Below are 13,987 nucleotides of genomic sequence, written 5' to 3'. Positions count from 1 at the left end.
CATGAAGAGTCTACTTAAATTCATTACCTGCGGAAGTGTGGATGATGGCAAGTCCACGCTGATCGGACATATGCTCTATGAGGCCAAGCTGCTGTTCGCCGATCAAGAACGCGCGCTTGAGCTCGATAGTCGATTGGGAAGCCGAGGCGGCAAGATCGACTACTCGCTGCTCCTCGATGGTTTGCTGGCCGAACGCGAACAAGGGATTACCATCGATGTGGCTTATCGTTATTTTACGACGTCTCATCGTTCCTTCATCGTGGCGGACACACCGGGACACGAAGAGTATACGCGCAACATGGCTGTAGGCGCTTCCTTTGCCGATCTAGCCATCATTCTGGTGGACGCTACCAAAGGCATCATTACCCAGACCAAACGCCATGCCCGGATCTGCGCCCTGATGGGGATCAAGCATCTCGTATTGGCTGTGAACAAGATGGATCTGGTCGGCTTCGATCAGAGGACGTTCGAGGCGATCAAGGAAGAGTTCATCCAAACGACGGCCGAATTCCAAATCAAGAGCATTCAGGTCATTCCCGTGTCCGCTACGGAAGGGGACAACATCACAACCCAGTCGCCGAATGCCCCCTGGTACGAAGGATTAGCTTTATTGCCGTATTTGGAAAATATAGATGTTCATACTACCGATGATACGAAGCCTTTCATGATGCCGGTTCAGCGTGTAAGCAGACCGGACCATACGTTCCGTGGGTTCCAGGGCCAGATCGAGGCTGGAAAGATTTCGGTCGGAGACGAACTCATGACACTGCCAAGTCGGGAGAAAGCAAAGGTTAAGCGGATTTTGGTGACGGACCAAGTTCAGGATTCGGCTTATGCTGGCCAACCGGTTACGATACAACTGGATCGCGAAGTTGATGTTTCGCGGGGCTGCGTGCTCACGGTGGATAATCAAGTGCAAGAAGCTGACAGCTTCGCTTCAACGATCCTGTGGATGGACGATTCCGTCCTGACTCCGGGCAAGCATTATTGGGTAAAGGTTGGAACGAAGACTCTTCCAGGCACTGTAACGGCGATTACCCATAAAATTGACATTAACACGGGCCATACCGTTCCAGCCGATCAAATTGTTAAGAACGAATTGGCTAAGTGTGAATTCACGCTGTCGGATCAGATCGTCTTCGATTCCTTTGAACACAATAAGAGCATCGGAGGGTTTATCCTCATTGATCGTGTCACCAACATGACGTCCGCTTGCGGAGTCATCGATCAAGCTCTGAAGGGAGATAGCCGATTTGACACGCTGGATACGGGGATCACGAGAGAGGTTCGCGCCCAGCAGAAAGGACAATCTCCGCTCACGGTCTGGTTTGCTGGCTCGGATACGGTAGCTCTCGCCAAGGAAGTGGAGAAGCGACTAATGTCATCCGGTTACCATACGATGCTGCTTGAGAGCGTCAGTGGAGAAACGCTCCGCGGTACGGCGGAGATGGCAAAGGTGTTGAACGACGCCGGCCTGATCTCACTGGTATCCCATGATTCTATCAGTGCGGGCGAACTTGAGACAGCTCGAGAGATCATTGGGGGCAAAGGATTTATCGAAGTAAACGCGGAGGAGATCGGCGGAATGTCCACCCAGGATGCCGCGAAATCCGTGGTTAAACGAGTCGTGCAATCCGTTATCGCTCACAGTCCTTCGAATAACTACGACATTTAATAAGCATGTCAGATGCAGCGGTTGCCGATCAGGCAGCCGCTTGTTTGCTTAAGATTAATGAGCAGTTAAAAATCTTGGGAATTCATATGTAAGAGTCGGTGTAAGAGGGTCAGGGATATCATCTCTTGGCTCCCTAACCTTACATATCAGAAAGCTAGTGGCTCATGGGTGGAATGTAAGCGAACAGATGAGCATTGGTATAGGAGTGACCCTGCTGAAGATATGTTGTAATCATGTAGTTGGGTTAAGTAAATCAAAATTATAAAGCACAAGTTTGAAAAAAGTATGATCACGAAACAAAGCAAAAACCGGATTGAGCATAGATCAATCCGGTTTTTGCTGTTCCCATAAATTTTACCTATGTCTCATCACTCAACGGCAAAATGCACGACTGCACTGTATAACATCTTGTTGCGAAACGGATCGAACGTCACTTGATGCTGTACCTGCTTCACTCGAAGCAGCAGCGCCTTGTTCATTCCGATTCGGTCTTCAATCGCCCGTTCCAGTTCATTGAAGTCATAGGCCTGCAGGCATTCGACTTTGTCTTTGATAATATCCAATGAAATTTCCATGTTAATTTAGGCCACCTTCATGTCACAATTTGCAGGTACAAAAGCCTGCCGAGCTTTAATTGTAGAGGAGCTTGTTCGGTTCGGCAAGAGCGGACAGCGAGAATCATTAGAACGAAGGAGACGGTTTGATTACTATACTTGGGGAGACCAAGCGGGAGTTGAGTTAGGCTTTGAGACATGACGAATAAACTCGTGCTGAAAATCGGCTTGAGACGTGATAAAATTAGAGAAAGGACAAATGGAGGAAGGGGAAACCCGGATCCAAGTTCCATTGGGTAAGTAGCCAAGAGGGGCATCGCCCCTCTTTTTTATGTGAGTCCATAGAAAAGCTTTGCTTCTGTTCAGGTTGTAATGTATTTATTTTGTTGCGCCATTAACATATAATGCTGTTTGAACTACGCTGCGGTAACATGGTATAAGTGAAGATGGTTTAACTGAAGATGGTGTAAGTGAAGAAGTAGCAATGACATGAATATCGAATGATAACAAGCAGACGAATAAATTATTTTACTATTTTCGGGATAGCGAACTGTCCCGGTATATATAGAGGAGTTTTTAAGATGAAAGACAATTTTTGGCGTGATTTGCCACGACCATTTTTTATATTGGCACCAATGGAAGATGTGACGGATGTTGTGTTTCGCCATGTCGTAAGTGCAGCGGCCAGACCGGATGTGTTTTTTACGGAGTTTGCAAATACAGAGAGTTATTGTCACCCGGAGGGGAACAAAAGTGTTCGTGGGCGGTTGACGTTTACAGAGGATGAACAGCCCATGGTGGCTCATATCTGGGGAGACAAGCCGGAATTCTTCCGTGAAATGAGCATCGGTATGGCGAAAGAAGGCTTTAAAGGGATCGACATTAATATGGGTTGTCCTGTAGCCAATGTAGCGGAGAACGGGAAGGGGAGCGGGCTGATCTGCCGTCCCGAAACGGCTGCGGAAATAATCCAGGCCGCGAAAGCTGGTGGATTGCCCGTAAGTGTCAAAACACGTCTTGGTTTCACTGAAGTAGACGAATGGCGCGATTGGTTGACCCATATTTTGAAACAAGACATCGTGAATCTGTCCATTCATCTGCGCACAAGAGAAGAAATGAGCAAGGTAGATGCTCACTGGGAACTGATTCCGGAAATTAAAAAACTTCGTGATGAGGTAGCACCCAATACGCTGCTGACCATTAATGGGGATATCCCTGATCGTCAGACTGGGTTAAAGCTCGCTGAGGAATATGGCGTGGATGGCATTATGATTGGGCGTGGCATTTTCCAGAACCCGTTTGCTTTTGAAAAAGAGCCGAAGGAACACACCAGTGAAGAATTGCTGGATCTGCTGCGGCTTCATCTGGATATCTATGATCAGTATTCGGCACAGGAGCCGCGTTCGTTTAGCCCGCTTGCCCGCTTCTTCAAAATCTATGTTCGTGGATTCCGCGGGGCAAGTGAACTCAGAAACAGCTTAATGAACGCCAAATCCACAAGTGAAGTGCGTACATTGCTGGATGAGTTTGGAAGCAAGAATCATGATGAGGCAGAGGAACACGGAAATTAAATTGCCAAGTTTCGACTAATAGTTGAGATGTATTGGCGGGTTACAAGAAAAGAAGCGGGAAATATTCCGCTTCTTTTTTTAGCTGCTGTACTTCTATTTTTACCCGTAACACATTCATTGCCCAATCTGTCCACGAATGGGACTAAGCAACTCCAAAGCCATCTATCCTAGGAAAATTAACGAGAATATTCCGGTTGTGCCATCGTTACGGGTTGAGGATTGTTAAGCACCCATAACACCGCCAATTCGCATAATCTAGCAGGCGCATCATAATCCGATCCATTGCGAAGCCTGCCGGCCAAGTCGGTTGCCTCTTGCAGAAGTGCCGGAGCTAATGGCGTACCGGTACCCAGGTACCGGACCAGCGCATCCAGCATCTTGAGGTATTGGGCATCCCAGTTTCCCCCGCCATTATCTAATACTTCATGAGACACGCGCCCGGTGATGCGGATGACCTCTCCCTGTACCGTTTGCGCATGACCTTTGGGCGGAATGAGATATTCCCACAGCTCTTGGTGCTGCTTGGGCCAAGTGGTTGCGGTTACCTGAATGGGGGCAGTCCCATCATGCATGATTCGATTCGCTACCGGCTCGACATCAAATAGTCGATACAGCTTGAGAAGCGCGTCCGACACTTCGTCAACGCTGTCTTGATTGAACTTTTCCCGGACGAATTCAAAATCCTTGCCAATTCGCTTTACCGACTCTTTCATAGCAGGGGTGACCGATGCTCCGGCATCCAGCAAAATCGCGGAGATTTCAGACATACTGACAATATCGCTATTCCGGCAATTGACTAATCCTTTAGCGAGCGGGGTGTTCCCCTGTTTATTCTCTGCGTTGATATCAGCACCTCGGGTTACTAACTCTTGCACCACTGTGGTTCTATACGAATTGACTGCTGAATGCAGCGGTGTTTCATTGGTATAATCAACCGCGTCCAGCTCTGCACCCAATTCGAGGAGCAAGGCTACATTTCCTGACCAGTGCGCAGCATGGGCATGCAATGGCGTACGCTGGTACTTGTCCCGGGCGTTAATATCAGCTCCTTGCTCTACCAGCCAGCGAACGACTTCATCCGAAATCTGCCGGAAACTGAGGGCCGTACCTTTGCTGTAACCCCCGCGGGCATCCCATTCGCATTGCTCAAAGACCTCTTTTACAGCAGTGATATCATTATTTTTAATGAGTTGCTCCATATGGGCGGGTAATGTTGTTTTCTTCTTAGCCATTAACGTCTTCCTCTCCTTTGTGAATAGCAACGTAGTATTCCATGATCGGCAATGACAGTTTAATAGAAAGTAGATAATTTCCAGCAATTTTATCACATAGGGAAAGTAAAATCCAAAAATAGGAATTCCCCCGTCTGAAGTGCTTCATATCCTGTATCAACCTAAGATGGCAATTCGGTATGCTGTGTTATAATTAAGGTAGTAGGCTTTTGAGAATAGGAGGATTTATGTCCTGGAGCAAATTGAAGCAGCAACTGGAGAGTTTCCTTAGCCCGGCGTTAGTCGGAAGAGTTGAATACCGCGCAACAAGCTACCGTTATGCACTTGATAAATCAGGAAGCTGTTACCTTGCCGTAGATAAAAAGAACCTGCTCAATATGAGTGACACAACAACCCCCATCCGGTGGTATCAGACGGAGCAGGAGATCAAGAACGATCCGAATATTGAAATTCCTGTAGACAACGAAGAGATTGAAGCCATTCGAAAAGAGACCAAAGGGACCGTTCCGGAGGACCGCCTTCACGTCATTGCACGAAGCAGAAAAAGCTCAGTGCTTGCCAAGGAGCTATTGTCAGCACAGTCAGCATTAAGCAAATCCAATTTTACGGTTGCAGCGACTACGTTTCTATCAAGACCTATAGAGGAAAGTCTGGAGAGTCAGGATATCTTGCTGAACATTCTGGCTTTGGTAGACAGACGGGTTGGCAAAAAGCGGATTTTGAACATGTCCGAGAAAATTAAGTTAAAGCACCCAGCCGTGCAGTATTTTTATGAATTACGGCGTAGGACGTTGTGAATTAGTTGAGAGTTAGATGTTTATCGTTTTTATTCTACGCTTGTTAAGCCTTGAATTGAATTCCTCATTTGTCATGTTATAATAAGGGCATGAACAGCTTATATTGCAAAGAGAGTCGTGCGACAACACGACTCTCGGAGCAATAGCCGCTTTTAAGGGCGGTGGGCTTAACAAGAGGATAGACGTCAAGTAGACCGCAACCTTTGCATGGGGAGCGGTCTACTTGTGTTTATTGGACAGCAGCGCTACAATCAGCGAACCGAAGGTAAGCATAATTGCTTCAAACACCGATGCATTTGAAAATAATAAAAATTACTTGAAACTATGAAGAGAAGTCTTCTGGTGATCAAGTTTTAGAAAGTGAGACATACATGTCCGATACTAAGCTGTTTCATATAACGGGAGAAGTTAAAGAGTTGCCAGCCAGTTCTGTTCTACTTGAGAGAGAATTACAAGTATTAATTGAAAAGAATATGCCTGTTTTTTTTGGAGTAACTTTTCTGAAAAGCGAATATACGACATCGAACGGTGGTAGAATTGACAGTTTAGGGTTAGATGAAAACAACTGTCCTGTCATTTTTGAATATAAAAGAACCAGTAACGAGAACGTGATTAACCAAGGATTATTTTATCTCGACTGGCTACTTGATCATAAAGCAGAATTTGAGTTGTTAGTGATGAAGAATCTAGGAAAAGAGTGTTCGGATAAGTTAGATTGGAGTATGCCCAGACTTATTTGTGTAGCAGGAGATTTCACAAAATATGATAAATATGCAGTTAAACAGATCAATAGAAACATTGATCTTGTTCGTTACAAAAAGTTTGGAACAGATTTACTTATGATGGAGCTAGTAAATTCAAGTACGGTGAGACCTTACAATATTCAGGAACAGGGAGATAAATGGACTAAGCCATCATCAGACAAGACTTTTCAAGAACAACTTCAGTCAACAACGCCAGCGCTCAGAGAACTGTATTATTCCATTAGAGCCTATATACTTGCACTCGGTGATGACGTTACAGAAAATCAGCTCAAGTTGTATACAGCGTTCAAAAAGATGAAAAATATCATTTGTGCAGAAGTCTACCAGAAGCAGATACTACTACACATGAGATTAAATCCTGGTGATTTTGAACTTGAGGATGGATTTACTAGAGATATGCGTAATGTAGGGCATTTTGGGACTGGTGATTTACAAATTATCATTAAATCCCCTGAAGATTTTAAAAGAGCAGAACCATTAATTGATAAAGCTTATAATTTAAACTAGCATAGATAAACAACTAGCGCTTTAGACCAACGATAGAAAAAGTGGAAAATAATAAAATGGAATATCTAATCATAGATTGTGAAAGCAGATAAACCCAGTTAACCCCATTAAGGGGAATCATTTTGATAATCCACTTTTATTTCTTGCTATAGCTTTTAGCTATAACTAGTTATCTTCTTTTGATTATTCTTCGAACTCCACTCGGCGTGCTATGATACTCGTATACAACGAGGGGGTTATTTACATGACTGATAAGTTCCAGATCGTAGGAAGTTTGTTGCGGCCCGAAGAGCTGCTGAAATATAAAACGCAAATTGAACATCGTGATGATATCCAGTATCCGTTCTATGAAAACTTCGAAGGGTATGCCGAGTGTGAGACTGAGGCAATCAAACAGGTTGTTAAAAAGGAAATCGAGCATAACCTTTCAGTTGTTACAGACGGCGAGTTCTCCAAGTCGATGTGGCACCTGGATTTTGTCTGGGGCTTTGACGGAGTGGAGCGTTATATCGCGGACCACGGCTACTTTTTCCGGGATGTGGACGGAACATCCAAATATGAGACTCGCAAAGATATCGGATTGCGCATTACGGGCGAACTGAGCGGTAAGAATCATCACTTTATTACCCTGTTCAAACAGCTGCAAGATACGGCAGGCGATCAGCAGACGAAACTTTGCGTACCATCTCCTTCCCATATCTTCGGTGAGCTTTCCTGGTCGGATAATATTGGCGGGAAGGATGCCGTTTATCAGAACAAACAGGAGCTCAAAGCGGGTCTTGTGAAGGCATATAAGGAATTTGTGGCGGAATTCGCTGCGGCTGGCGGCAAAATCCTGCAATTCGATGACTGCCTGTGGGAGCTGTTTGCAGACGACAACCCGAACTCTCCGTTTACCGGCGAGCATATTGATCAAGCAGAAGTAGCGGGTCTTGCCACCGAATTTATTGATATTAACAATACGGTGATTGACTTCGGTCATAGCCTGGGCTTGAAAATGTGGACACATAACTGCCGCGGCAACTACGATTCCCGCAACATGGGCGGCGGCTCTTATGCGAAAATCGCCAACCTGTTCCTGAAACAATTGAAATATGACCGCTTCTTCCTGGAGTGGGATGATGATCGTGCGGGTTCGATTGAAGCACTGGAAGTATTCAAGGACAGACCGGAAACGGAGATTGTTCTGGGCCTGCTGTCTTCCAAAACAAATACACTGGATGATGAAGCACGCGTCATTCGTCTGCTTGACGAAGCATCCAAAATCATTGATAAGGATCGTCTGCTGCTCTCGCATCAATGCGGCTTTGCCTCCTGCGATGGCGGTAATGAGCTAAGCGAAGCCGAGCAGTGGGCGAAAATCGACCAAGGTCAACAGATTGCGAAGCAGTACTGGAATAACTAAATTCAGATAAGCAACAACTTAGATAAAAGGGATGACTCAAAGGGCCGTTTATGGTGCCCGGCGAGGCATCCCTTTTTGTTTGCAGCGGTTTGTCCCGTTCAAACGCAGAAGCAGCGAATCCGGACGTGACTTTTGAAATGTATAACTAGTTCCACCATACATGAATCAGGCAGCAAAAGCCCGATCATATCGGCTAAGTTGGTCTGAAATGCCGCATTGAAAAGGAGAAGCTATTGCTGATGAAGAAGTTATACTATTCCAGGATTACCCTGTGAAGTATGGTTGTGGATTTGTTTTGATCGGTATAAAGAGCTTATTAGAGACATGAGGGGAGAGGAAATGATGACAGATAGCAAGGATCTGATAAATAAAGAGCAGTTGCTCGTGGAGCTGGATTCGCTGGGTTACTCGGACAGGATGAAGCGGATGGCACTTCTGGGACGCCATCATACAGGAGATGCGAATTATTCCGCGCTGCTTGTATCCTTACTGGAAAGAGGCACCGCCTATGAGGCGCATCTGGCTTTGACTGGTGCGGGTGTAGTGAATGATGCTCGTGCGGTTATACTGGCCCTGCAGCATCCCAAGGCAGGAGTTAGGGGCCGGGCGGCTCGGCTGCTCCCAAAAGTAGTGACCGACCCGGACTTTTCAATTGAAACCGAAATCGCTCTGATGTCATACCATTGCCGCCGCCAATTGCTGCGGAGCATCGTGAATACATACCGTCAGGATTGGGCGGAACGGCTGCTGCCGCTTGTGCTTAACCGTTGGGGCGCACAAGAAGCCTCCTTATTGTTGGCTGCGTGCAGCGAAGAGACGGTACGCCTCAGGCTTCCAGAGCTGGGATATGCGTTACTTAATTGGCGGCTCTTAACGAAGTACCACCCCGATCTGGTGGGAGCGTACTTCAAGAATGCTTTGCAGCATGCAACGCACCGGGAAAAGACCAATGTATGGTGGACGCTCTCATCCGCGGTTGAAATACTGAGTGTTTCAAGGCCAGCAACTGTTCTGGAATGTGCGTTGAAGTTTGGGCCAACGGATACGATTCATCCTGTACTCAAGCAGCAATTAGGAATTCTGATTCAGGCCAGCCCAGAGGATGTATTTGAGCTGCTGACACGTGAGGAGACCCGGGGGTATCTTTTGAGTCAGGGCGTTCCAGCAGGTGTGTTGAAAAAGAGAAAATGGTTCACCACAGCGCAGTGGACGACCTTGGCTGCTCTGCTCGCAGATCAGCCAGTGCACCTAGCCAAGGTGCTGGATACCCTTGCGCCGTCGAACCGCGAAGCGATCTTTGATGCGGCTTATAAGGAAGATGAGCGGAAGACACGCATTTTCCCTATGACACTCTTGGATGTACTGCCACACCGACTGCGTGACAAGGAAGCGGCCCGCATGCTCGAACTGCGCGACATTCGTGATCACCGGGACAACAAGCTCGAAACGACAGCCCGCCGCTTCATTGTGAATGCCAGAGAGCAGCTGGAGCAAGCCGTTCAGGTATCTAATAGCGATGAACGTGCTGCGGCCTATGCTCACCTCGTTCGAAGTACAGCACTTTCTCGCCGTGGAATGGATGAGACGCTGCGCTTCCTGACCCGAATCAAGAACGACCAGGATCCGATACGCTTCGTGGTTATGGCTGAGCTCTCCAACTGTCCTGCTCCCATGTTCAAGAAAGAGCACATGGACGATCTGACGGTACTGGTGGATAGCGTGATCGAAGCCAGAGACACATCATATGGGACAAGGTCCGCCACGGAGAGACTGGCTTTTGCCATACTGCGTCAACATGCATTGGAGCCGAAGGGCGAGTTATTCAAGTTCGCTCTGAGAACGTTTGGAAGACTGACGATGCGGGACGGACAGTTTGCATTGTACTCGATGGATTGGGACAGCATACCGAGTTCTGCACTGGAAGCGTTATTCGATGAGATCTATGCCTTTGGTGTAGAAGCGAACAAGCGCGAAAACACGAGCGTGATTCTGCGCATGGCAGATTTGTTCGGAAAAGCCGTGGATCGGCTGCCGAAGCTCCAGCTTCTGCTGGGGGAACTGCTGCAGGCCAAAACGGTATCCCCACAGGCGATCCATTATTGGCTTCTTCCCTATAAGACGCGAGATGCGAGGGTTAGAGAACTGCTGGACAGAGACCCATCCTTCATCTCATTTCACGATGTATTTATGCATCTACATCTGAAGCGTCAGGAGTGGCTGGACCCGTTTATCTCGGGGAAAATCATCAAAGGCAAGCATTTATCAGGAAAAACAATTTATGTTGTGCCTGCGCATAACGGGTTTCATCGGTGGCTGCCGCGTCAGCAAAAGGCATTTGCTTCCCTTCTGGAACGGGTGGCCTTGGATGGCAAACGAAGCTTCCATGAACGTGCATCCGCGATGCGCAGCTTGGCCAGCATGCCCGATTATTGTTCCGATCAGCTGGAAGTTCTGCTGCAGGACGAGGAAGTGCATGTCGTGGAGGCAGCACTTTACGCGTATTCGTTATGGGAAGAGCCGGAGAGGGCACTCCCTGTATTGCTTAACAACCTGGATGGAGACCGTGCTCGGGTAGCCATGTACTCGATCCCCAGATGCATGCGCAGGGTGAATCCGGTGATGTTGACATCCATGCTTTCAGATCTGTTAGATCGGGAAAAACTGAAGATCACGGTCAGAAAAGAAGCCATCCGGCTGCTTGGAGCTTATAAAAGCGAGGAGAGCATGGCGCTTCTCATCCGTGAATACGAAAAACCGAATGTACACAAAGACGTGATGATCGCCATAGGCCACGCTGCCAGACAATGGCTTGATGATGAACGCAGCTGGGCCATGATGCGTGCCATGGCTGCTTCCCCGCAGCGCGATATCGCAAGAAGCCTGCTTAACCAGTATTCTGGTGGGATTCCCGTGGATTCCCGGCCAAGGTATTTGGACTTGATTATCGAGATTGCAGGACATGCCGATCCGGTTGTGGCAAGAGAGGCATTCCAAGCCATGAGATTTTGGGTGAATGGAAGTGAGGAGAAGGTGGCCGCTTCTGCCAGCAAAACGATTCTAGATCTGGAGGACAACGCCAGATGGAGGAGTGCGTTGAATACGCTCATTGTGGCTTGTCGTGATGGAAAGGTGAATGATCGGGTCATCAGCATTTGCACACAATTGGCCGAGACGGAGACGAAGGCCGAATGGAATGCTGCCCCGGAGAGAGACCTACCAGAGCGGCAGCGTCTGGTGGCATTGATTGACGAGCTGACCTCATTGCCCCCACATGTAAGGCGGGTACTCGTTCCTCTATATGCGGGCATGATCAATGTCCTTCAATCCCAAGAAACCTTGAAACGAGCCGTGATCAAGCTATATTTGGCATCTGTTGAATGGAACCAGGCGGATCAGACAGCTCTGCAATTGGACCCTGTGACTCAAATGGTGGACACCCATCCATATCTATTGGATTACGCCTACAGACAGGTCGCCCGTGCAGCCAATGCCAGTCAGGAATATTGGAGACCAGAGGCGATTCTGGATCTGGTGGATCATTTGAGAGGTCGGCAGTCGTTTACAGCCCAATATCTCGGACTTTCTCTGCTGAAGATTGCGGGAACATCCTTACTGTGGAACCAGACTTGTACCGAACGTTTGAGAGCATACCGGAATCATGAGCATGAGGCCATTCGTTTGGCTGCACTGGATATTTGGACGGTGCTTGAATAGAAAGGTTTTTGTGTCGGATGGATGCATTAATAGAATGGTAAAGTATAGATATCAGGTATGAATATCAAACATGGATTATTTCATTTTCCAAGAGGGGAGTGAGACGATGCTATATCTAAGTAACTTCAAACTCTCTTCTACCATTTCCAGCAACCCGAATATATACCCCGATCATGTGTTCAGGCACATGGCAGGGGAGGTTCTGCTGTTTGATCGTATCACGGTATTATACGGCAGTAATGGTTCAGGCAAATCCACTTTGCTGAATCTAATCGCCAACAAATTGGGAATGGCGGGCGCTGAGCGAATGGCAACTTATGGACACAGCATCTATGTTCAGCGGTTTATCGAGGAGAGCAGCTATCAACTTGGGCATGATGATCAGGAGCGTCCGATATATAAGCTTCCCGGTGGGAGCCGGTACATCAAGTCAGAGGATCTGTTGTATGAAATCAAGAAAATACAGCAGGAAAGCGTGCTTCGCGAAGGGCTGCTTCATGAGCAATTCGTGCAGGGGAAGAGCAAGGCTGAGGTAGAAGAGCTGGAGCAGTCATATGAATTAAAAAAGAAGATGGATATCATCCAATTCTCGCAGGAGAAATATTCGAACGGGGAAAGCTCGATGCAGTTTTTTGAGGAACATTTGCTTCCCGGGCAGCTGTATTTATTGGATGAACCGGAAACGTCCCTGTCTCCGGCGAATCAAATCAAACTGGCCGAACAAATGAACGATCTGGCGCGCTATTTTGATAGTCAATTCATTATTGCCACGCACTCTCCCTTTGTTCTGGGCACACTTCATGCGAAGATCTACAATCTCGATGCGAGCATGCTGCAAACGGCAGAATGGTTTGAACTGGACAATGTACAATTCTTTTATCAATTCTTTCATAAACATCAAAGGTTGTTTGAATGAATAGGTTCGAGCTTCCTGAAGAGGTATCCTTGGCGTAAGGATATCTCTTTTTCGTATTGGCATCTTATCGACCTCACCGTGGCACCCTTTTTAATTCATAGGATAGATTATTAACGACCTTATAGAAAAGCCCTACTTGAGGTTTGAAACGTATAAAGTTTGAAAGATTATGCAGCATACCTGACAAATCCATTGATTTTTATGCAGATAATTGTATAATCTACTTAATTAACGTTAATTAGAATGGAGAAAAGGGGATGACCATGACCAGAACGAAGCTGAAGGAAGCCGCGCTGAGATTATTCGGGCAGAAGGGCTACGACGGGACGGCATTATCGGAAATCGCGAAGGCGGTCGGTGTCAAAACACCGGCAATTTACGCCTTTTTTGAAAGCAAGGAAGATCTGTTCATGACGGTCTTCGAAGAATCGATGAGCGCCTATAACGAATATATCCAAGCGATGGCGGAAACCAGCAAAGGAATGAGCACAGAGAAAAAGCTGCATGCGCTGCTGCTTCGCCAATACGATTTTCATCGGAATAAAACGGAGCTTGCCACATTTGCCTTCCGGTATTTGATTTTCCCGCCGGATTTTTTGCTCGATCGGATGCAAGAGGCATTCGGGCGTTTCGATACGCTGCTGAGCAGCATTATTGATGAGATCATGCAGGAAGGTCTGGATCGCGGCGAATTGGCCGCCGTTTCAATGGAGACGATGGTGGATTCATTCCTTACCTTAATGGACGGACTGGGCATGCAATATTACTACTATAAATCGCCGGAGCTGTTTGAACGGAAACTGCAGCACGCATTTGAGATGTTCTGGAGATCCGTCAAAGCATAGGCAAACA

Annotated in this window: 10 protein-coding genes and 1 pseudogene; 8 read left to right on the top strand and 3 right to left on the bottom strand. The window is 47.2% G+C overall.

Annotated features, from left to right (window positions below; all coding sequences use genetic code 11):
• The first annotated feature begins 1 nt into the window (after nucleotide 1).
• Nucleotides 2–1,675 carry a GTP-binding protein gene (locus HP552_RS23435; protein ID WP_175397800.1) on the top strand — a complete coding sequence of 558 codons (1,674 nt, stop codon included), beginning with the start codon at nucleotides 2–4 and terminating at the stop codon, nucleotides 1,673–1,675.
• A gap of 368 nt (nucleotides 1,676–2,043) precedes the next feature.
• Here the strand turns inward: HP552_RS23435 and HP552_RS23430 are convergent, their stop codons facing one another.
• The gene (locus tag HP552_RS23430) at nucleotides 2,044–2,250 is read right to left on the bottom strand and encodes a DUF2536 family protein (protein ID WP_175397799.1); all 207 of its coding nucleotides are present in this window, start codon (nucleotides 2,248–2,250) and stop codon (nucleotides 2,044–2,046) included.
• A 560-nt stretch (nucleotides 2,251–2,810) separates the two neighbouring features.
• On the opposite strand from HP552_RS23430, the gene HP552_RS23425 reads away from it, so the two are divergent.
• Nucleotides 2,811–3,800: a tRNA dihydrouridine synthase gene (locus HP552_RS23425; RefSeq protein ID WP_175397798.1), complete on the top strand. Its 990-nt coding sequence runs from the start codon at nucleotides 2,811–2,813 to the stop codon at nucleotides 3,798–3,800.
• Between the two features lie 176 nt (nucleotides 3,801–3,976).
• Here the strand turns inward: HP552_RS23425 and HP552_RS23420 are convergent, their stop codons facing one another.
• Nucleotides 3,977–5,032 carry an ankyrin repeat domain-containing protein gene (locus HP552_RS23420; RefSeq protein ID WP_175397797.1) on the bottom strand — a complete coding sequence of 352 codons (1,056 nt, stop codon included), beginning with the start codon at nucleotides 5,030–5,032 and terminating at the stop codon, nucleotides 3,977–3,979.
• Nucleotides 5,033–5,259: 227 nt separating this feature from the next.
• Between HP552_RS23420 and HP552_RS23415 the strand changes: the two genes are divergently transcribed.
• The gene (locus tag HP552_RS23415; RefSeq protein WP_175397796.1) at nucleotides 5,260–5,829 is read left to right on the top strand and encodes an SF0329 family protein; all 570 of its coding nucleotides are present in this window, start codon (nucleotides 5,260–5,262) and stop codon (nucleotides 5,827–5,829) included.
• A gap of 219 nt (nucleotides 5,830–6,048) precedes the next feature.
• Here the strand turns inward: HP552_RS23415 and HP552_RS35825 are convergent.
• Nucleotides 6,049–6,120 (bottom strand): annotated as a pseudogene (locus HP552_RS35825) (putative holin-like toxin); the annotation flags it as partial.
• Nucleotides 6,121–6,200: 80 nt separating this feature from the next.
• Between HP552_RS35825 and HP552_RS23410 the strand changes: the two are divergent.
• The 5 genes from HP552_RS23410 (at nucleotide 6,201) to HP552_RS23390 (ending at nucleotide 13,980) form a co-directional block, all read left to right on the top strand.
• The gene (locus HP552_RS23410; RefSeq protein ID WP_175397795.1) at nucleotides 6,201–7,100 is read left to right on the top strand and encodes a DUF5655 domain-containing protein; all 900 of its coding nucleotides are present in this window, start codon (nucleotides 6,201–6,203) and stop codon (nucleotides 7,098–7,100) included.
• A gap of 244 nt (nucleotides 7,101–7,344) precedes the next feature.
• The gene (locus HP552_RS23405; RefSeq protein WP_175397794.1) at nucleotides 7,345–8,505 is read left to right on the top strand and encodes a cobalamin-independent methionine synthase II family protein; all 1,161 of its coding nucleotides are present in this window, start codon (nucleotides 7,345–7,347) and stop codon (nucleotides 8,503–8,505) included.
• A gap of 339 nt (nucleotides 8,506–8,844) precedes the next feature.
• A complete protein-coding gene (locus HP552_RS23400; RefSeq protein WP_246311020.1) occupies nucleotides 8,845–12,219 on the top strand; it encodes a HEAT repeat domain-containing protein in 3,375 nt (1,124 codons plus the stop codon).
• A 106-nt stretch (nucleotides 12,220–12,325) separates the two neighbouring features.
• The gene (locus HP552_RS23395) at nucleotides 12,326–13,135 is read left to right on the top strand and encodes an AAA family ATPase (protein ID WP_175397793.1); all 810 of its coding nucleotides are present in this window, start codon (nucleotides 12,326–12,328) and stop codon (nucleotides 13,133–13,135) included.
• Between the two features lie 257 nt (nucleotides 13,136–13,392).
• Nucleotides 13,393–13,980 carry a TetR/AcrR family transcriptional regulator gene (locus HP552_RS23390; protein ID WP_281366156.1) on the top strand — a complete coding sequence of 196 codons (588 nt, stop codon included), beginning with the start codon at nucleotides 13,393–13,395 and terminating at the stop codon, nucleotides 13,978–13,980.
• Nucleotides 13,981–13,987: the final 7 nt, after the last annotated feature.

The sequence above is a fragment of the Paenibacillus xylanilyticus genome (assembly GCF_013359935.1).
Classification (GTDB): Bacteria; Bacillota; Bacilli; order Paenibacillales; family Paenibacillaceae; genus Paenibacillus; species Paenibacillus xylanilyticus.
Note: the sequence above shows the minus strand (reverse complement) of the source record. Positions and strands in the feature narration are given on the sequence as shown.